The sequence below is a fragment of the Cognaticolwellia beringensis genome (assembly GCF_002076895.1).
GTDB classification, from domain to species: Bacteria; Pseudomonadota; Gammaproteobacteria; order Enterobacterales; family Alteromonadaceae; genus Cognaticolwellia; species Cognaticolwellia beringensis.
This window is the reverse complement of sequence record NZ_CP020465.1, coordinates 3427255-3445953: the sequence shown is the minus strand read 5'-3', so window position 1 is coordinate 3445953 and position 18699 is coordinate 3427255. Positions and strand designations below refer to the sequence as shown.

19 protein-coding genes and 1 riboswitch are annotated in these 18699 nt (G+C 37.9%); of the genes, 12 read left to right on the top strand and 7 right to left on the bottom strand.

Annotated elements, in window-relative coordinates; genetic code table 11:
* Positions 1–151: 151 nt before the first annotated feature.
* From B5D82_RS14515 to B5D82_RS14490, 6 genes are all read left to right on the top strand, one after another.
* The gene (locus tag B5D82_RS14515; RefSeq protein ID WP_081152515.1) at positions 152–2218 is read left to right on the top strand and encodes a M13 family metallopeptidase; all 2067 of its coding nucleotides are present in this window, start codon (positions 152–154) and stop codon (positions 2216–2218) included.
* A 155-nt stretch (positions 2219–2373) separates the two neighbouring features.
* Positions 2374–2503, top strand: a riboswitch (cobalamin riboswitch).
* Positions 2504–2718: 215 nt separating this feature from the next.
* Positions 2719–3561, top strand: a complete 843-nt coding sequence (locus B5D82_RS14510) for an ABC transporter ATP-binding protein (RefSeq protein WP_081152513.1) — start codon at positions 2719–2721, stop codon at positions 3559–3561.
* Positions 3558–4565 carry a FecCD family ABC transporter permease gene (locus B5D82_RS14505; protein WP_081152511.1) on the top strand — a complete coding sequence of 336 codons (1008 nt, stop codon included), beginning with the start codon at positions 3558–3560 and terminating at the stop codon, positions 4563–4565. Before B5D82_RS14510 ends, B5D82_RS14505 begins: the two co-directional genes overlap by 4 nt.
* A 5-nt stretch (positions 4566–4570) precedes the next feature.
* Complete coding sequence (gene cobO / locus B5D82_RS14500) at positions 4571–5176, top strand: cob(I)yrinic acid a,c-diamide adenosyltransferase (RefSeq protein WP_081152510.1); 606 nt, start codon at positions 4571–4573, stop codon at positions 5174–5176.
* Between the two features lie 35 nt (positions 5177–5211).
* Positions 5212–6105: a cobalamin-binding protein gene (locus B5D82_RS14495; protein WP_081152509.1), complete on the top strand. Its 894-nt coding sequence runs from the start codon at positions 5212–5214 to the stop codon at positions 6103–6105.
* A gap of 257 nt (positions 6106–6362) precedes the next feature.
* Positions 6363–7250 (top strand): LysR family transcriptional regulator, encoded by an 888-nt coding sequence (locus B5D82_RS14490; protein WP_081152507.1) that lies wholly within the window; start codon positions 6363–6365, stop codon positions 7248–7250.
* A gap of 137 nt (positions 7251–7387) precedes the next feature.
* On the opposite strand, the gene B5D82_RS14485 is transcribed toward B5D82_RS14490, so the two are convergent.
* Entirely contained in the window at positions 7388–8260 is an 873-nt protein-coding gene (locus B5D82_RS14485) for a DMT family transporter (RefSeq protein WP_081152506.1), read from the bottom strand.
* A 1061-nt stretch (positions 8261–9321) separates the two neighbouring features.
* Positions 9322–10488, bottom strand: coding sequence for a methyl-accepting chemotaxis protein (locus tag B5D82_RS14480; RefSeq protein ID WP_157673904.1), 1167 nt, complete (start codon positions 10486–10488; stop codon positions 9322–9324).
* 203 nt (positions 10489–10691) lie between these two features.
* Between B5D82_RS14480 and B5D82_RS14475 the strand changes: the two genes are divergently transcribed.
* Entirely contained in the window at positions 10692–10859 is a 168-nt protein-coding gene (locus tag B5D82_RS14475) for a DUF2897 family protein (protein ID WP_081152503.1), read from the top strand.
* Between the two features lie 64 nt (positions 10860–10923).
* Here the strand turns inward: B5D82_RS14475 and B5D82_RS14470 are convergent, their stop codons facing one another.
* The gene (locus B5D82_RS14470; protein WP_081152501.1) at positions 10924–11178 is read right to left on the bottom strand and encodes a peptidylprolyl isomerase; all 255 of its coding nucleotides are present in this window, start codon (positions 11176–11178) and stop codon (positions 10924–10926) included.
* A gap of 186 nt (positions 11179–11364) precedes the next feature.
* On the opposite strand from B5D82_RS14470, the gene can reads away from it, so the two are divergent.
* A complete protein-coding gene (gene can / locus B5D82_RS14465) occupies positions 11365–11967 on the top strand; it encodes a carbonate dehydratase (protein WP_081152500.1) in 603 nt (200 codons plus the stop codon).
* A gap of 80 nt (positions 11968–12047) precedes the next feature.
* Positions 12048–12677, top strand: a complete 630-nt coding sequence (locus tag B5D82_RS14460) for a sulfotransferase family protein (protein WP_081152498.1) — start codon at positions 12048–12050, stop codon at positions 12675–12677.
* Positions 12678–12712: 35 nt separating this feature from the next.
* Here the strand turns inward: B5D82_RS14460 and arsJ are convergent, their stop codons facing one another.
* The 3 genes from arsJ to B5D82_RS14445 all read right to left on the bottom strand — a co-directional run bounded on the left by arsJ (position 12713) and on the right by B5D82_RS14445 (position 15418).
* Positions 12713–13939, bottom strand: coding sequence for an organoarsenical effux MFS transporter ArsJ (gene arsJ / locus B5D82_RS14455; RefSeq protein WP_081152497.1), 1227 nt, complete (start codon positions 13937–13939; stop codon positions 12713–12715).
* Positions 13940–14005: 66 nt separating this feature from the next.
* Positions 14006–15013 carry an ArsJ-associated glyceraldehyde-3-phosphate dehydrogenase gene (locus tag B5D82_RS14450; protein ID WP_081152495.1) on the bottom strand — a complete coding sequence of 336 codons (1008 nt, stop codon included), beginning with the start codon at positions 15011–15013 and terminating at the stop codon, positions 14006–14008.
* Positions 15014–15067: 54 nt separating this feature from the next.
* Complete coding sequence (locus tag B5D82_RS14445; RefSeq protein ID WP_081152494.1) at positions 15068–15418, bottom strand: metalloregulator ArsR/SmtB family transcription factor; 351 nt, start codon at positions 15416–15418, stop codon at positions 15068–15070.
* Between the two features lie 291 nt (positions 15419–15709).
* Here B5D82_RS14445 and B5D82_RS14440 point away from each other — a divergent pair, with 291 nt between their 5' ends.
* The 3 genes from B5D82_RS14440 (at position 15710) to bfr (B5D82_RS14430) (ending at position 17028) form a co-directional block, all read left to right on the top strand.
* Entirely contained in the window at positions 15710–15904 is a 195-nt protein-coding gene (locus B5D82_RS14440; RefSeq protein WP_081154530.1) for a bacterioferritin-associated ferredoxin, read from the top strand.
* A 156-nt stretch (positions 15905–16060) separates the two neighbouring features.
* A complete protein-coding gene (gene bfr, locus B5D82_RS14435; protein WP_081152492.1) occupies positions 16061–16525 on the top strand; it encodes a bacterioferritin in 465 nt (154 codons plus the stop codon).
* Between the two features lie 35 nt (positions 16526–16560).
* Positions 16561–17028, top strand: coding sequence for a bacterioferritin (gene bfr, locus B5D82_RS14430; RefSeq protein ID WP_081152491.1), 468 nt, complete (start codon positions 16561–16563; stop codon positions 17026–17028).
* A gap of 187 nt (positions 17029–17215) precedes the next feature.
* On the opposite strand, the gene B5D82_RS14425 is transcribed toward bfr (B5D82_RS14430), so the two are convergent.
* The gene (locus B5D82_RS14425; protein ID WP_081152489.1) at positions 17216–18439 is read right to left on the bottom strand and encodes an MFS transporter; all 1224 of its coding nucleotides are present in this window, start codon (positions 18437–18439) and stop codon (positions 17216–17218) included.
* Positions 18440–18699: the final 260 nt, after the last annotated feature.

Genomic DNA, 18699 nt, shown 5'->3' with positions numbered 1-18699 from the left:
TAAAACCACACCTTAAAGTTAATAAAGTGTTAAAAAAATTAACATTATTCTAGCAAATCGGCTTAATAGCCTTTAATATCGAGTACTTTAAATAAATGCTCTGCAACCCTCTGAGCCTCCTACATAATATAAATTAAATCGTGAGTATTGAATGAAGAAAATAATAACAAGTGCCGTTTGCACCTCTTTACTATTCATTGCAGGTTGTAATGATAACACCAGTCCAAAAGCGGCTGTTGAAGCACCAGTAATGCAAAAAACAGCATTAGCATCTGGTATTGATAAAGCCAATATGGATTTATCGGTTCGTCCTCAAGACAACTTCTATCGTTACGTTAACGGCGCATGGTTGAACAACAATGAAATACCTGGCGACAAAACCTCAATTGGTTCATTTTACGACTTACGTGATGAAGCTGATGATAGCGTCAAAGCCATTATCGAAGAATTAGCCGCAACTAAAGACTTAAAAATGGGTAGCGACGAGCAAAAAGTTGCTGACTTATTTCGTTCATTCATGGATACAGATGCACGTAACGCTGCGGGTACTGCGCCAATACAAGCTATATTTGACCGCATTAATAGCCTGAAAGATAAAAATGAACTCGCAACTTTCTTTGGTGAAAATCAAAAAATTGGTGTTGGTAGCCCGTTAGCTTTTTACATTAGTGTTGATGCGAAAGACTCTACTCGTTACGCCACACATGTATGGCAAAACGGTTTAGGTTTACCTGACCGAGATTACTACTTTAATGAAACCGAACGTTTTGCCGCACTGCGTACAGGTTACATTGCCCACATTGAAAATATGTTTAACCTAGCAGGTTTAAAAGACGGTAAAGCGGCAGCGCAAACCATTATGGCACTTGAAACAAAGCTTGCAGGTTTTCATTGGACTAAAGTTGAATCACGTGACAGCACTAAACGCTATAACAAATTTAATGTTAGCGATTTAAACACAGTAACTGATGCCTTTAACTGGACAGCTTTCCTTGAAGCACAGGGTGTTCCTGCTCAGAAAGATTTAATTGTTAACCAACCTTCATTTGTGAAAGGTTTTGGTGAAACTTTTGCTGCTACATCACTTGCTGATTGGCAGACTTACTTAACTTTCCATACCTTAAGTAATTTTGCTAGCTCACTCACCACAGCATTAGATAATGAAAATTTTGATTTCTATTCTAAGCAATTAAGTGGTCGTGAAGAACAGCGCCCAATGTGGAAGCGTGGCGTTTCGGTAGTTAATAGCAACTTAGGTGAAGTTATCGGTAAAGTGTATGTTGCCCGTCACTTTAAACCTGAAGCTAAAACACGCATGACACAGTTGGTTGAAAATTTACGCGGTGCTTACGGCGCAAGCATTGATGACCTAGAGTGGATGTCAGATTCTACTAAAAAAGCAGCACACGTAAAACTAGCAAGCTTTGATCCTAAAATAGGCTACCCAGATAAATGGGAAGATTACTCTGAACTAACCATTAAAAGTGACGACTTAGTGGGTAACAAAATACGATCTGGCATAGTGGGTCACAATAAAGAGGTCGCTAAACTAGGTGGGCCAATCGACCGTCAAGAATGGGGTATGACACCTCAAACTGTGAACGCTTATTACAATCCAACTAAAAATGAAATTGTATTTCCAGCCGCAATTTTACAACCACCATTTTTTAATTTAGCCGCAGACGACGCTGTAAACTACGGTGGAATTGGCGCGGTTATTGGTCATGAAATGGGCCATGGTTTTGATGACCAAGGCAGTAAATATGACGGTGACGGCAATATGCGTAACTGGTGGACTGAAGAAGATTTAGCTGCCTTTAAAGTACGTACTGACAACTTAGTTGCACAATACAGTAATTATGCGGTATTTGATGACTTAAACGTTAATGGTGAACTAACGTTAGGCGAAAACATTGGTGATTTATCAGGTGTGAGTATCGCGTATAAAGCTTACAAAGCATCATTAAATGGTAAAGAAGCGACCGTAATTGACGGCTTAACTGGCGATCAACGTTTCTTCATGGGCTATGCGCAAGTATGGCGTGGAAAAATGGTTGAAAAATCATTACGCAACCTTGTAGCAACTGACCCGCATTCTCCTGCTGAATTCCGTGCTTTAGGCTCATTATCTAACATGCCTGAGTTTTATCGCGCATTTGATGTGAAAGAAGGTGACGCTATGTATATAGCGCCTGAGAAGCGCGTTAAAATTTGGTAAGCTTTAAATGCTAGATTACTAGAAAACTATAAAGGAGCTTCGGCTCCTTTTTTATGCCTGTTGTATAGCCATCACTGTCATCGCTATAAGGTTTTCATTGTAAAGCCGTATACTTAACCGTAAAATCCCCCACTTAATAAACGATACCTTTAGCCAGAAACATAATTGTTCTTTATTGGCTAATTTATAGGGAACACGGTTTAATGCCGTGACTGTACCCGCAACTGTATATAGCTTTACTTTAAAGTTATAAGTCAGGACACCTAGTATCAAAAATTTTACAACGCTAATAAAGTTAACGCCGTGCGGGAATACACGTGAGTTACACTGTCAACAAGACATTTGTATCCTATTGCCGCGCCTTAATGACTTTATCTACTTTATGTTTTTAAATATTGAACATAGGCTTTAAAAAAGCTTTAGGCTGTAATGAAAATATACAACTTGCACATTATTCAAAATATTCCACACTTACTGTGCATTAAGCTAGGCAGCCTTTAATGACAAAATTACTCAGTGTTGAAGCAGTCTCATGGTCAGTTGATCAACAAGTTATTCTCAATAACATTTCATTTGACGTTTCACGCGGCGATATTATTGGCATTATAGGCCCCAATGGCGCAGGAAAAACCTCACTGCTAAAGTGCTTACTAAACCAATACAAAAACTGGCAAGGAAGCATTAAACTAAAAAATAAAGCATTAACACAATATAAACCCCATGAATTAGCACAAACATTTGCTTTAGTGGTACAAAACGCGCCACCGATATTTGATTTAAAAGTTTACGATGTTGTTCGAATGGGTTTACTGCCTTATAAAGCGCTGTTTGCTCGTGACAACGATGCTGATAAAAAAAATATTATGCTGGCATTAGCAAAAGTCGGCTTAGCCAGCAGCGAAGCTAAATATTTTAACACTCTGTCCGGCGGTGAGCAGCAACGGGTATTAATCGCTAAAGCCCTAGTACAAAAAGCAAAAATACTCGTACTTGATGAACCGACAAACCACTTAGATATTTTCTATCAACACCAAATATTACAACTGGTTAAAGCATTAAACATTACCGTAATTATGACCATACATGATCTCAATCTTGCCGCACATTACTGCAATAGATTACTTTTGTTAGATAAAGGCAACTTAGTTTGTGACAACAGTGTAGACCAAGTGCTAAAGCCTGAGTTACTAACCAACGTTTTTGGATTACCTTGTTATCGAGACGATGCAAAACATTGTGGCGTGCCAAGAGTGTATTTTTATCCAGCTTCTGATGTTTCTACTGTTATCCCTTCAGCACTTAATTCAGCTTTGTCGAATAACCGTCAAGGTGAAAGTTCATGAGTATTATCCGTACCATTAAAGGTAAAAATACTTGGGTATTTTCAGGCTTAATTATTTTCACCCTTTTCTCCATCGTTTTGTCGATTACCTATGGACCTGCAACGATTACCAGTGCTGATATATTTCAATGTGTGATTAATGAATGTGCTTCGCCGATGCACGACATGGTGATTTGGCAGATTCGGATCCCACGCGTATTAGTCGGTTTAGCCGCTGGTATGGGCTTAGCCTGTGCCGGTGCTATTCTGCAAAATGTTACTCGAAATCCTCTCGCCGACCCTTATTTATTTGGTATTATTTCTGGTGCAGGTTTAGGGGCGACTATCGCCACGTTAGTAGTGAGCGATCAACAGTCACTGACACTGCCATTGGCGGCATTTCTTGGCGCTTTATTTTCCGTGGTTATTGTTTTTGGTATTGCCACGTTATTACGGAACATGAATCACTTATTACTAACAGGTGTTGCCGTCTCGTTCATGCTAGGTTCTATCAGTCATTTTATTCTTTATCTTGGCGATCCCTTTGCAACCAACCGCGTCATTTTTTGGTTGATGGGCAGTTTAGCTCGTGTTGAAATGTTTCATTTTTATTTGATCGGTGCCATGGTGTTAATAACTTTATTGACTATTTTTGCCTTACACAGACAAATTGACGCGCTATTACTCGGCGATGAAAGCGCGGCAAGCCTGGGCGTTAACGTTGATAAATTACGCTTAATACTTTTAGCTTTATGCGCGGCAGTTACCGCCACCATCGTTGCTTATTGTGGAGGTATCGGCTTTGTTGGCTTAATGATCCCACATATTGTTAGGCAATTAGTTGGCGTCACAACTATGCCGTTAATTATCGGTTCAGCACTGGTCGGTGGCTGCTTTTTAGTCTGGGTTGATGTTGCAGCACGCAGCGCGCTAAGCAATGTCGAAATTCCTATTGGCATCATTACCTCAGCCATTGGCAGCATTTTCTTTTTAGCGATTATGTATCGCACTCGTAAAACAGGATAATTCTTATGACAACAGAAACAGATAAAACTCAAAAACACCAAGCACGCATGCAACGTATCAAAGAAAAGGTTGATGCCCGCATTGACTCAGCACAAGAAGAGCGCGGCTTATTAATTGTTATTACCGGAAATGGTAAAGGCAAGTCGACCTCAGGCTTTGGCACATTAGCACGCGCTGTTGGCCATGGTTATAAAGCTGCTGCATTACAGTTTATTAAAGGCGACTGGGCTTGTGGTGAACGTAATTTATTAGAAAGCAATGGTGTTGAATTTCATGTAATGGCGACTGGTTTTACTTGGGACACCCAAGATAAATCAAAGGATATAGCCGCCGCAACACAAGTCTGGGCAGAGGCAAAACGCTTACTAAAAGATGAAAGTGTCGACGTAATTTTGCTTGATGAATTAACCTACATGCTGTCATACAAGTATTTAGATTTAGATGAAGTTATTGAAGCTATTGTTAACCGACCTGCTATGCAACATGTCATTATTACTGGCCGTGCATGTCATCGAAGTATTATTGAACTTGCCGATACCGTCAGTGAAGTTCAACCACTAAAACATGCGTTTGATAATGGTATAAAAGCGCAAAAGGGTATTGACTGGTGATTTTACCGGCGGCGAAATAACAAAATGGAATTTTTATGAAATTAACTCACTGTCTTGCGCTAGTGTTAAGTAGTGTGCTCTTTATAACGAACGCACAAGCTAACAATAGCGAGAGTAAACTTGTAACGGCTATTGCAACTGATAAGCCTCGTATTATTGCCCTTGCACCGCACATTGTAGAAATGTTGTTTGATATTGGCGCAGGTGAACAAATCATCGCGGCTACTGAACATACAGATTATCCATTAGCGGCAAAGAAAATCCCTAGGATTGGTAGTTCATTACGTATTCAATTAGAACGAGTTATTGAATTGCAACCTGATTTAGTCATCGCTTGGCAAAGTGGTAATCCCAGTGATGATTTAGCGCGTATTAAGCAACTTGGCTTTAATGTGGTTTACTCCCAGCCCGACAGCTTTGAAGATGTAGCTAAAGAACTACGTTTATTTGGCAAGCTATCAGGTCATAGTGAACAAGCTGAGCGTGTTGCGGCTAAATTTTTAGCCGACTTAGCCAGTATTAAACAGCAATATGGTCAGAAAAAACCATTAACTGGCTTTTACGAAGTGTGGTCGAGACCTTTAACCACTATTGCTAAAGGCAGTTGGCCACAGCAGTTTTTAGATATTTGCAGTATTAGCAACCCATTTATTGAAGCAGATGCTAGATACCCGCAAGTTAACATTGAGCAAGTATTACAAAGCCATATTGATATAGTTATCCAACCACTGTCAGAAAGTCAAACCGGTAAAGATGGTTATGATTGGCAAAAATGGTCAATACTGCCAGCGGTTAAACATCAACAAATCATCACACTGGATGCTGATGTAGTGCATCGTATGACCACCCGGAGTTTACACGCCCTAACCGATTTATGTCAGCAAGCGGATAAAAGCCGAGAGTATTATCAAAATAGTAACGGCACTTAAATCTAGGTAAATTATTGCTGTATTAATTAAGGCTAAGATGTGAAGCCATAAACAATCATGGCTTCTAGCAAACGTATTCAGTCTGATGATGTAAATCAACCTATAATTTAAATAAGCAAAGGTGAAAAATTGTCCAGCTTGCTCCGAAGATTAGGTCAGTATTGAGCAATCATATTTCTTAATTTCCTGTCTATAAATTACGATTAAGTATCGACACCTTAAAAATTAAATGAATTTAACAATGACCTGTGGTTCTAATGAAATCTAATTACTCCCTTGACGATTTACGCTGCTTTTGCGCAATTGTGAAACTAGGTAGCTTTAAAAGAGCATCTGAAAGCCTAGCTATGCCATTATCAACTTTAAGCCGCAGAATACGTCAGCTAGAAAAAGATCTACATTTAAGGTTACTGAATCGAGATGCTCATCGTGTCACGCTTACACATACAGGAGAGCAATATTACAAGCGCTACTGTACTTTGTTTGATGAGCTAAATTGTATCGCACTAGAGCTAAGTGAAGATAAAGAGCAACCGAAAGGAAAAATTAAAATATCGGCGCCTATTTATTTAGGTAAGCATTTATTAAGCGATATTTTTTGCAATTTTTTATTACAATATCCTGAAATACAATTAGATTTACGTTTCTCAAACGACTTAATTGATGTTGAAGAGCAAGCTATAGACATTGCTTTTAGGATAAGGAACCCAACCATTGATGACTGGATTGTTAGGCAACTTAAATTCACTCGTAATCTCTTGTGTTGTCATCCAAGTCAAATTTTTGAACACATTACTCACCCAGAGCAATTAGAGGAATTTTCTAAAATAACTTGCATTGGTTTAGTTCCGTGGCAATTAGAAAATCAGCTCACCGGTGAAAAGTGTAATTATCAGCCAAGTAACTTGATTCGTCTTGAAGTTGATGAGATACAGATGGTGACATACGCAGTTAAAAAAGGCCTTGGCATTAGTTATATACCTGACTACATAGCATTACCTATGATTGAGCAAGGTCAACTTAAGCGTATTCTTCCGAATTGGCAAAGTGAAGAGCAGACATTTTCTATGCATTACCGTGATAGAAAAAATATGCCGCTGCGTGTAAGGCTGTTCATTGACTATACACTCCAGCACTTCACCTAGAGTGATATTGCTCCTCGTTTAAATTTTCACTGCTGTAGCTTTAGTTGAATAAAACTTCATTGTAACTTCAGCAGTTTTAAAGTTGTAATCACCTGGTTGGAAGCCGCAGTTTATAAAACTAAAACAACAAAAACTTTCTACTGACTTAAGCGTAAAACTAGAATCCCTACAAGTGCCGCTGTTAATCCTAAGATCTCCTGGCGACTGAACGATTCTTTTAGAAAAATACGTGAGTACAGTAATATAATTAGAATATTCATCGCTGCGATCGCCGAAACTAAGCCTGTGGTTCCGATCGCAAAAGCCGATATTATTGCTACCATACCTACGAAATTGGTTAACCCAACAAGTAACCCACAAGAAAATGTTCTTAAAGCAGACCATCGCGGGCGAAAATCATTATCATCATGTACATTGTTTTTGCGTTTTTTGAACCAACTAGCAGCAAATAGAAAGCTGCCAATACCAAACATCATACTTAAAGTAGCGAATATATCTGCATCAATACGAGTTGATTGCTTGCCTAATAAATCATTAAATGCGAAGAACAGTGCTGCAAGAAAGCCCCATTGAGCCCCTTGCAAATTGCGAAAGGAAATATCGTTTGAATAGCGGATAGTATAAAGCCCAGCAAAAATAATTACGAAACCGATTAATTGTTGAGTTGTTAATGTTTCTTGCCAAAATAAAAAAGCCAGTAATACAACAAATAGCGGAGGTAATCCCGATAAGATACTAATAAGAGAGGCTTTACCTACTGAAAATCCCTTATGTAAAAATGTATTTGCAGCGAATGATCCTACGCCCAATGCTAAGCCTACTGAAATATCTGTCCATGCATGCCACTGCTGTTCGAGCAAATACATTGCGCTAGCGCTTAATATAAAGCCAACAAAAAAAACACCAAATAATAATAAATTACGATCAATATTTTTCTGTGATGTCCACTGATACATTATGCCTCTAGCGCCAAAAAAAACAGCGGCTAATAATGCATAGATAATCCACATAATTCACTCCTTTAACAATGTAAATAACCTTAAACGCCTGTCGTCGGCATACAAATAGCGCTTAACATTGAAGTTATGTTCAGTCGGTGAACTGAACTATATTTATATCAAGTTTTTTATTTACTTTTAATAATTAAAATTTCAGCGCTATAAAATTTATAGGGAAATTAAATACTTTCTAAATCTTATGTGCTGTATGAATAAACCTTTCAATATAACTGCTACTCAACTATCTTAGCCCATTGAGTAATATCAATTTAATGCCATAGTGAATATAAAAATAACAGCTATTTAGTTTTCGTAATGTCCAATACTTTCGATGTTTAGCGCATAACCTTGCACAGCGACTTATTAAATAGATAAGGCCATAATGTATTTTGACATCATGCTGATAACTGTTTAAAAGGCAGCACAAAAAAGACCTAGGTTGTATATCTAATAGCTCTAGCGAAAGTAGCTGAATAATCATAGCGGCAGCAAATCAACTCTCGAATTCTTTAGAAATCAAAATGATAAAGTAAGGTCTGCGTGATTCTGTCATTAGGCTATCATTCAGATAGAGCTCGTCACTTTTGCCAACAAAATTTTATATAATCAAACCTTCACTATTATTCATAACCCTAATTAAAAATATAAGCCGTAGTATATTGATTTTAATAATATTATAAATGAGCATAAATAGCATAGTAGATTCCAACAATGGTATTTATGCGTTATGTAGGAAATGAGTCGAGTGAGTCCAACTGAGCACTAACGTTGCAGATAACTTTACCATTTAGATAAAGTTTTTGATGTGCTTGAGAGAGCTTCTGCACCCAGTCTACAAGCGTGTTTTTACTTAATGTCACACAACATTAGCGGGTAGTGTTTACGTGCAATGGAATTTCTCAATAGGCTTTGGGAAATATAATAAGCAGATTAGATGCTATAGTGATGCAACTAATTGGAGCCGGTAAATACAGGCCCGTGGTTATACTTAGCGCTAAATAACAAGACCCGAATAGTTACGGTGCTATAACAGCCGCTTTTATATGCAAATATTCATTTGCTGTTGTGGCTTTTTATACACAAACTCGATTTAAGATGATGTCTACTTCTGCTGCGGTCTGTTGTTGCATTTCGGCAAGCTCTGCAACTGACAATAAATTACTATTAAGTTCTCGACTCAATTTTACTAGCATCGACATATTGTTATTTAACGAAGCTGTAGAGTGCTGCTGTTCCGATGTACCTCGAGCTATCTGGGTTGTTAATGTATCAACTTCGGAAAACACTTGTCCAATTTTACCAAGTGCTTCAACGACTTCAGCTGAGTGTAACAAACTCTCTCGTGATAAACTTTGACCGCGACTAATTGCGTTTACTGCATTGGTCGACTTTTCTTGCAAGCCTTCAACCATAGCATGAATTTCGACGGTCGATTCTTGTGTACGGTGTGCTAAGGCCCGAACTTCATCGGCAACAACTGCAAAGCCCCGGCCTTGCTCACCGGCTCTGGCGGCTTCTATCGCCGCATTCAATGCCAGTAAGTTAGTTTGGTCAGCAATACCACGAATAACTTCTAACACTGAACCTATGCGTGAGCACTCTTCTTGTAACAAAGCTAAGTCAGAAGCCATTATTGTCACTTCTTTATCGAAGTCTACAATGGTATGTTGGCTAGTATTTGAAGCGTTTGACCCTTGTTCTAAAATAGCAAGAACTTGACCGGTAGTTTCACTAACCTGTGTTGCCCCATCAGACAGTGTTGTCGAGGTTAATGCTACTTGATCAATCGATTTGGCCATTTGTTCAATTTGATTTGCAGACTCATCAACCGCACCAACAGAGTCAATCATCTGAGCAGCTAACGACGCTGAACCTTGCTTCAAAGTATCAGACTCAGCGCGGACCTCATGAATAACATCGGCTAAATTTGTTATAAAACTTGAAAGATCATTAGTTACTTTTGCTAAATCATCATTATTTTCATCTTTAGTCAGCATATTCGGTGCTTCGTCAACACTCGCAACCTGATTTATATATTGCTGCAAATGTGCGAGTCGTTTAGTTAGCTTTTGCTGAGAATATAAATAACCTACAACACATTGTGCAGCAACCATCACTAACAATAATACCGCAGTTTGGTTTTTACTAAGGCTATCACCAAAAAAAACGATCGAGATGACACTTAAAATTCCAATGAATAAACTAGGCACTAACAATTTGACACTAAGGCGGTTTGACATCATTGTTTCCAAATATTTAATAATAGTAACTTGATGAGATTAATTTATTATAGGAGCTCAGCGAAAAAGTTCTTATCAACATGCTCGAGCTTACAAATAAATTACATGCTATTGTGCTCTTTGGCTATTGTTTTAGTCAAAACAAACATATTCAATAGCAAGAAGATAACCTAGTTCTACATTTTATCTATAAGGATAGATACATGACTTTTACCACCATTCTTATTATCGTTATTGCCGTAGGCTCAGTCATTGCCGGGATTTTACTGATCAAGCAATCAGCTCGTAAATTTGAACTATCAGACGAACAACAAAATAAAGTAGAAACCCGAAAAGCAGAACAAGTCAAAAAAGATAAAGAACAAGAGTAATCGTTATCACCAATTAAATGCTTTTGATCAATATTTAATGTCTGTAAATGGTTTGAATGAGATACTAGCCAAATTTCGTTTTAATCGGGCCATTTACTGTTAATAACGCTTTTTTAAAAACAACATTATCAAACGCTTTTACCATTTGACCAAGCTTAAACTTACCTAAGTCCACGCTCTTCTTACCTGACGGGTGATTCGCGTTTTTGTTTACTAGCTTTATTAAAACAGCACTTTTGCTAACGTTAGTCCCGAGTTCTTGCGCAAGTTTTTCGCTTTTATCTAAAGTATGACTGGCGCGTGCAGAAGTCCTATTAATATCCCACTCATTATTAATAGGTTATTGTAGCGAATGATTCTTGAATAAAAACAGCCTTTTGTAACCACTGCAATAACAATTCCGAGTAAAATTAAGCGTAATTCAATGAATTTCAAAATAGTTTTTTCTTTACATGTGAGCACAACCACTTAAAATTACGGTATATATTCCTTAGTTGCTACCCACATGAGTTCAATACAGCATTTATTTGAGAAAAATCAGCAATGGGCTGATGATGTAAAAAAAGAAAACCCTGACTTTTTCAAAAACTTATCCGACCAACAAAACCCAGATTATTTATGGATCGGCTGCTCCGACTCTCGAGTACCAGCAAATGAATTACTTGGTATGCAACCTGGTGAAGTTTTTGTGCATCGTAATATCGCTAACCAAGTTATTCATACCGACCTAAATTGCCTTTCTGTTATACAGTTTGCAGTTGATGTTTTAAAAATTAAACATATTATTGTGTGTGGTCATTATGGCTGCGGTGGCGTTATTGCTTCTTTAGGTGATAAAAGCTATGGCTTAATTGATAATTGGCTACATCATATTAAAGACGTTTATCGATTCCATAAAGCTAGCTTAGATGCTGTTGAAGACAAAACTGAACGATTAAAACTACTTTGTGAATTAAATGTCATCGAACAAGTGGCTAACGTTTGTAACACAACTATATTAAAAAATGCTTGGGAAATTAATCAAAACGTTACCGTTCATGGCTTTGTGTATAATTTGCATGACGGTATTTTAAAAGATTTAAATGTCTCGGTTAATAGCAACAATTAATCATGACATGTATTAATTTACTTATTATTGCCGACACTTATTAAACTTGTATGCTTTAAGTTGCTTATATCTCAAATATTATGACCAAAGTATTTATTATTGGCTTACCTAGAACCGGTACTACAAGCGTATGTGCTGCTATGCTTGAATTAGGTTTTAGGGTAGCGCATACCGCTTATACCGACCGTTCATTTGTTGAAGCACAAGTGATAGCAGACACGCCAATATTTTGTGATTATCAACTCTTAGATAAAGCTTATCCCGATGCTAAATTTATCTATTTAACACGCACTATGGATAAATGGCTGCCCTCCATTCAACAATTACTTGCTCGCATGCATAGCAACCTTATTCGCGATGATGGCGGCTTTAACCCTATAATCAAACGTTGCTATCAAGAAATATTCGCGCCTTATAATTTAGAAAACATCCATAATATTGAATTTTTAGCACAATGTTACCAGCAGCACGAAAGACAAGTTAGAGCCTACTTTCAAGACCGAGAAAATGACTTATTATCGATTGATATTAGCGATAGCCACAGCTATACCGAACTTTTATGCTTTCTAGGTAAAGACAAAGAAACGAAAGGCTTAAACTTTAAAAAACTTAATGTTGGCGGTAAAGTCACTGCCTGGAAAGATATTAAAAATAAATTAAAAGTCGACTCTACCAATAAGGGCAGAGTCACTAAACTGCCCTACTTGTAATAAACATGTCATTACATCTATTTAGCTGGTGTTGTTTACTCAAGATCGTCACCACTATCTAGTTCAATTAAGCTTGAAAATAGCACCGCTAAAGCAATAAAAACTGCTGATATAAACAAGCAAGCAACTAAGCCATAAACCTGAAAAATCCAGCCTGAAAGTACGGTACCTAGCAGCCTACCACAGGCATTAGCCATATAATAAAAGCCAACATCAAGTGAGACACCATCTTTATCAGCCATGTCCACAATTAAAAAACTATGTAATGAAGAGTTAATAGCAAATAAAACCGCAAACACAATTAAGCCAATAATAACGACCCATTGGGCGGAAAAATCACTCTGTAAAGCGAGGGCCATAGCAGCAGGTACGATAACAAGTATTCCGCCCCAAATTGCGGCATCTTTACCTGTTGGTGATTGACCTGTTCGCCTTGATGTAAATTTTGGTGCAAGCGTTTGAACAACACCGTAAAGCACAATCCACATGGCAAGAAATCCACCGACCCAGCTATGCGACCAACCAAATTCTGTGGCTAAAAAAACAGGTAAAGCAATAACAAACCAAACATCCCTGGCAGCAAATAAAAATAATCTGGCTGCTGAAAGAAAATTAATAGCTCGACTTTTTGATAATATTTCTTTGAATTTTGGTTTTTGTTTGGCTTTACCTAAGTCTGCTTGCAATTTTAAGAGACTAAATAGCCAAACCAAGGATAACATAACCACCATCAACGCAATGGCGCCTGTAAAGCCTAGCCAGGTTAATAGCAGACCGCCAAGAAAAAACCCGATGCCTTTTAAGGTATTTTTAGAGCCTGTTAATAATGCTACCCATTGATATAACTTACTGCTATCACCTGCTGGAACTAGCAGTTTAATCGCACTTTTTGCACTCATTTTATTTAGATCTTTAGCAATACCAGACAAAGCTTGCGCTACCATCACATACACAACAGTAAGGTAACTTGTCGGGACTAATAGCATAGCTAAGGCGAATATTTGCAAGCCTAAGCCGATATTCATGGTTTTATTAAGCCCTACCCTAGCGCCTAGCCAACCACCAACTAAATTGGTGATGACACCAAAAATTTCGTAGAACAAAAATAGCAATGCAATACTTAGCGGGCTATAACCCAACTGATGAAAATACAGCACAACTAACATCCGCAGCGCACCATCGGTTAAGGTGAATGCCCAATAATTTCCTGTGATTATAAAATACTGCTTCACCTGAGCTGATACGCCGTTTAATACCTTCATTTGTCACAATCTTCTGTTAACTTAAAACTTACTTATCTTTTTATTTATATCAAATTAGATCTAAAATCAAAGGTCCGAGCGACCGACCATGCGGGCAATTTCTGCGGTACGGTTTGCGTACCCCCATTCATTGTCATACCACACATATAGCTTAACTTGTGTGCCATTAATCACCATAGTCGACGGAGCATCAATAATGCACGAACGAGGATCGGTTTTATAATCAATTGACACAAGTGGTCTCTGTTCAAAACCCAAAATATCTTTTAATTCTGCATTCGCCGCCGCTTGTAAATAGTCATTAACTTCTTGCTCGGTTACAGCGCGTTCGAGCTCGAAAACACAATCTGTGATTGACGCGTTAGCTAGTGGCACACGCACGGCATGACCATTCAACTTACCTTTAAGCTCAGGGAAGATATGAGTAATAGCTGTTGCAGAACCTGTAGTCGTTGGGATTAAGCTCATGCCGCAAGCTCTAGCCCGGCGTAAGTCTTTATGTGGCGCATCCAATATGGTTTGTGTATTGGTAATATTATGAATGGTGGTCATTGAGCCATGTTTGATGCCAATTTTTTCATGAATAACTTTTACAACAGGCGCAAGACAATTAGTAGTGCAAGACGCCGCCGTTACTATAGGGTGCTTATCAGCATCGTATTCGTTATCATTAACGCCCATGACAATGTTTAATACACCATCTTCTTTCACTGGTGCAGTAACAACCACCCGCTTAACGCCTTGCTCTAAATAAGCTTGTAATAAAGCCTTAGATTTCATGACCCCCGATGCTTCAATAACCACATCACATCCCGACCAATCGGTGTCAGCAATATTGTTATTTTGGCTACACGTAATTTTTTTTTCGTTAATAATAATATTATCCGCGATATGCTGAGCATCATGTTGCCAAATACCGTGTACAGAGTCGAAATTCAGTAAATGAGCTAAGGTTTCTGCGTTGCCAGCAGGATCGTTAACTTTGATAATTTCAACATCATCCCAATCGTATGCCGCACGCATAGATAACCGCCCCATACGGCCAAAACCGTTAATACCTATTTTAATTGTCATCATGCTTTTCCTATTAAAAATTAAAAAACTGCATAGCTGTTTAGCGTTATTTAGTTACTTACAACAGATTGCGATTCGTTTGGGCCTATCCCCCATAAGATTCAACGCCAGTGAATTTGGGGTAATAAAGTCCAAGTTGTCTTTTAACGTTAACGTTATAACTTGTTTTGCCCATCCGGGGAGCTCTGGATTAATAGCATAAAAAACCCACTGTTTTTGTTTACGAGTTAATAATAAACCTGAGCTTTTTAACACCGCCAAATGCCGAGATATTTTTGGCTGACTTTGCTCATCTAATGCTGCCATAAGCTCACAAACACAAAGCTCTCCCTCCTTGGCGATCAGTAATATACTTTTAAGACGGATGTCATCAGCTAAATTTTTATAAAACTCAGTAGGGTTCATTCATTATTCATCAGGTTAATGCTCATTGCAGGTAATCATAACTCAACACACTACATAACAAAATAATTATATAATATTTTCATTATAAAGATGAAAAATAGAATACAAGTAAATTGAATTGGTATGCTAATAACCTGGAAATTTATAGTCTAATAAATAAACAAGTACACTCTATCGAATTAAATTATTATATTTATCAGGCTTCTATTAAAAAGCGTAAATTAATTGTTGAAACGAATTCAAATAAGAACTATTATCAATCGCGTTACCAATCAAGAGCGAATTTTTACCATGTTTGTTTGTATTTGCAAAGGCATCACAGATCATCAAATTAAACAATTAGTCACTGAATCAGGTGTTGGTTCTATACGTGAACTAAAACAACATTTACCGTTAGGTTCTCAATGTGGTACTTGTGTGAAAGTTGCGCAAAATATTATAGATAACACCATCATGGATGAAAGCTTATTTAAAGAAGTCGGTTAAATAAATAATTCCCGCTAATTGTTTGACTCTAAGTGATAACGATTAGCATTTTCAAATACTTGTTTTTAAAGGTTTTTTATAATAAACCTTTGGCATATCACCACTTTTCTCCTATAATTACAGTCAATATTTAATCACCTTAAATTTGAGGCTATAATGAAAGGCAACAAAACAGTACTGGCTATACTTAACAAAGTACTTACCAGTGAATTAACATCGATTAATCAATACTTTCTTCACGCCCGCATGTATAAAAACTGGGGTATCAATGCCTTAAATAGCAAGTGCTATAAAAAATCAATTCTCGATATGAAGCAAGCTGACAAGGTTATTGAGCGCATATTATTCCTCGAAGGCTTACCCAACTTACAACAATTAGCGCCACTTTCTATTGGTGAACATACCCAAGAAATGATCAAGTGCGATACTGGCTTTCAAACGGCACAAATTGCGATAGTACGAAATGCCATCACCGTTTGTGAGCAAGAACAAGATTACGTTAGCCGTGAAATGCTAGATGCTATTTTAAACGATGAAGAAGAACATCTAGACTGGCTGGAAACTCAGCAATACCAAATTGACGCTATGGGTATTGAAAAATTCATTCAATCACAGCTTTAACAGTCATAAGTTAGACCCGTTATAAGGAAAGAAAAATGAAAGGTAATACTCAAGTTATTTCGGCATTAAATGGCCTACTCGCTTATGAATTAGCAGCAATGGACCAATATTTCATTCATTCACGCATGTATGAAGATTGGGGTATTAATAAATTATTTGAACGCATCGATCACGAGTTTGATGATGAAAAATTACACGCATCAATGCTAATTCAGCGCATTCTATTTTTAGAAGGCATGCCTGACATGCAAACGCGTGCGGGTTTAAATATTGGTAAAACCGTACCTGAAATGCTGCAAAGTGATTTAGATGTAGAATATGACGTAGCTAAGGCACTAAGATCAGCGATTGCGCTTTGTGAAAAAGAAAAAGATTACGTAACCCGAGAAATACTCGAAAAGTTACTTGATGACACTGAAGTTGACCACGCCTTTTGGCTAGAGCAACAACTTGGTCTGATTAAAACTATAGGTTTAGAGAATTACATCCAATCGCAGTTATAGTTAGCATTTTATAAAAACAAATACAGCAAAAGCCAACAAGGAAACTTGTTGGCTTTTTTAATACGCTAGGATGAGATATTGTCTTTTTTAAAGAGATAATCAGACTACTACTGAACAAGATAAAACTGTGCAAGTTTAGCTTATTAAAGTCAATGTTCGGCTAGTTCAGTTCCAGCATAAACTGCCATTATTGCCCCGATGGCTTTGGTTTCAGTGCTGCTGGTAATAAAATCTTGCGCGAGGCGACATAAGCGATAATAACACTCAGTAAACCCAGAGTTATCAGTGTAAACGAATAGCCCATAAACTCGGTAAGCACCCCGAATAATAAGCCTCCTAATGCTCCTCCTCCAATATTAACCGAGCCCCATAAGCTCATGACTCTTCCTCTAAAAGCACTTGCTACGGAAACCTGTATGAGTGACTGTGTACCTACACCGCAAACCGTCGCACAAAAACTTAAGCCTGCCACAATCAGCAAACCTAGTTCAAAACTATGAGTATAACTAAACAATATGAGTAATATACCGGCCGCTATAACGCCTAAGCGCGTGGCAAGTAACAAGTGTTTGGCACTGGAAGAAGACAGTAATAAACCCGCAATAATTGCACCGACTCCCGCAGCTGAATTCAACCAGGCTAAACCTTCCACACCTCGCCCGTAAAGCACATCAACCGCGGCAGGTAATATCTCTAACAAACCGCGACCTAAAATAGCAGATACAGCAATTAACATTAGTAAACGTAAAATCAGATCAGAATTGCGAGCATAAGCCAGCCCAGCTTTTATATCCATGAAAAAAGTAAATTTCTCTGCCCCTGATCCCTGGTGATGATCATCGAGTTTTAACAGTAATAAAACGATAATTAGCGGTATATAAGTGGCAGATACCACGGCAAATGCGACAGCGTTGCCTTGAAATTTAATTAAAAACCCGGCAATAACAGGTCCAATAAAGCGCGAGGTATTATATAAAACGGCATTAATAGCGACTGCTTTAGGCATATTCGAAGTGCTAACTAATTCAGGTACTAAAGACAGCCGTATCGATTGATAAGCGCTATTGGCAATCCCTATTGCCAAGGCAAAAAATAACAGCGTTAACTCATTAACTAACTGGTGCCACACTAATAAAGACAATAATAGTGATATCAGTCCGAGAATAATACTGGTTACAACGGCCGCTTGACGACGGTTGATGCGATCAACCATCACGCCAAACAATGGACCTACTAATATGGTTGGGAAAAACATCAGAAAGACCAACATACCCAACCAACTTTCTGAATGGGTTGTATCCCACATCATCCAGCCTAGGGTCATGCGTTGAATCCAGAGACCCTGAGTAGAAAAAAGACTACCACATAAATAGGTCAGGTAATTACGTTCAGTAAAAATAGAGCGCTGCAATGTCTGTAAATATCCTCATAAAATCGGGCATCATACAGTAAAATTATACTAGGCCATATCAAAAAAACACCGGTATAAGGACCTAAATCACGCTGAACACTGCGAGTATATTCAGTAATAACGCTTGGCAACAAATCAATTTATCAAACCATAAATAAAATTAATAGCGGAAGCCAAGTTACCATGAAAAGAATACGTATCTGTTCCGTATTCTCGATCAGAGGTCATTACTGCGCAGGGATTAAATTGTTAAATAAAGC

What these genes read in the sequence shown, in the direction of transcription:
- B5D82_RS14515 (WP_081152515.1), top strand. Translation starts at nt 152, where the DNA reads ATGAAGAAAATAATAACAAGTGCCGTTTGCACCTCTTTACTATTCATT.
- B5D82_RS14510 (WP_081152513.1), top strand. Translation starts at nt 2,719, where the DNA reads ATGACAAAATTACTCAGTGTTGAAGCAGTCTCATGGTCAGTTGATCAA.
- B5D82_RS14505 (WP_081152511.1), top strand. Translation starts at nt 3,558, where the DNA reads ATGAGTATTATCCGTACCATTAAAGGTAAAAATACTTGGGTATTTTCA.
- cobO (WP_081152510.1), top strand. Translation starts at nt 4,571, where the DNA reads ATGACAACAGAAACAGATAAAACTCAAAAACACCAAGCACGCATGCAA.
- B5D82_RS14495 (WP_081152509.1), top strand. Translation starts at nt 5,212, where the DNA reads ATGAAATTAACTCACTGTCTTGCGCTAGTGTTAAGTAGTGTGCTCTTT.
- B5D82_RS14490 (WP_081152507.1), top strand. Translation starts at nt 6,363, where the DNA reads ATGAAATCTAATTACTCCCTTGACGATTTACGCTGCTTTTGCGCAATT.
- B5D82_RS14485 (WP_081152506.1), bottom strand. Translation starts at nt 8,260, where the DNA reads ATGTGGATTATCTATGCATTATTAGCCGCTGTTTTTTTTGGCGCTAGA.
- B5D82_RS14480 (WP_157673904.1), bottom strand. Translation starts at nt 10,488, where the DNA reads ATGTCAAACCGCCTTAGTGTCAAATTGTTAGTGCCTAGTTTATTCATT.
- B5D82_RS14475 (WP_081152503.1), top strand. Translation starts at nt 10,692, where the DNA reads ATGACTTTTACCACCATTCTTATTATCGTTATTGCCGTAGGCTCAGTC.
- can (WP_081152500.1), top strand. Translation starts at nt 11,365, where the DNA reads ATGAGTTCAATACAGCATTTATTTGAGAAAAATCAGCAATGGGCTGAT.
- B5D82_RS14460 (WP_081152498.1), top strand. Translation starts at nt 12,048, where the DNA reads ATGACCAAAGTATTTATTATTGGCTTACCTAGAACCGGTACTACAAGC.
- arsJ (WP_081152497.1), bottom strand. Translation starts at nt 13,939, where the DNA reads ATGAAGGTATTAAACGGCGTATCAGCTCAGGTGAAGCAGTATTTTATA.
- B5D82_RS14450 (WP_081152495.1), bottom strand. Translation starts at nt 15,013, where the DNA reads ATGACAATTAAAATAGGTATTAACGGTTTTGGCCGTATGGGGCGGTTA.
- B5D82_RS14445 (WP_081152494.1), bottom strand. Translation starts at nt 15,418, where the DNA reads ATGAACCCTACTGAGTTTTATAAAAATTTAGCTGATGACATCCGTCTT.
- B5D82_RS14440 (WP_081154530.1), top strand. Translation starts at nt 15,710, where the DNA reads ATGTTTGTTTGTATTTGCAAAGGCATCACAGATCATCAAATTAAACAA.
- bfr (WP_081152492.1), top strand. Translation starts at nt 16,061, where the DNA reads ATGAAAGGCAACAAAACAGTACTGGCTATACTTAACAAAGTACTTACC.
- bfr (WP_081152491.1), top strand. Translation starts at nt 16,561, where the DNA reads ATGAAAGGTAATACTCAAGTTATTTCGGCATTAAATGGCCTACTCGCT.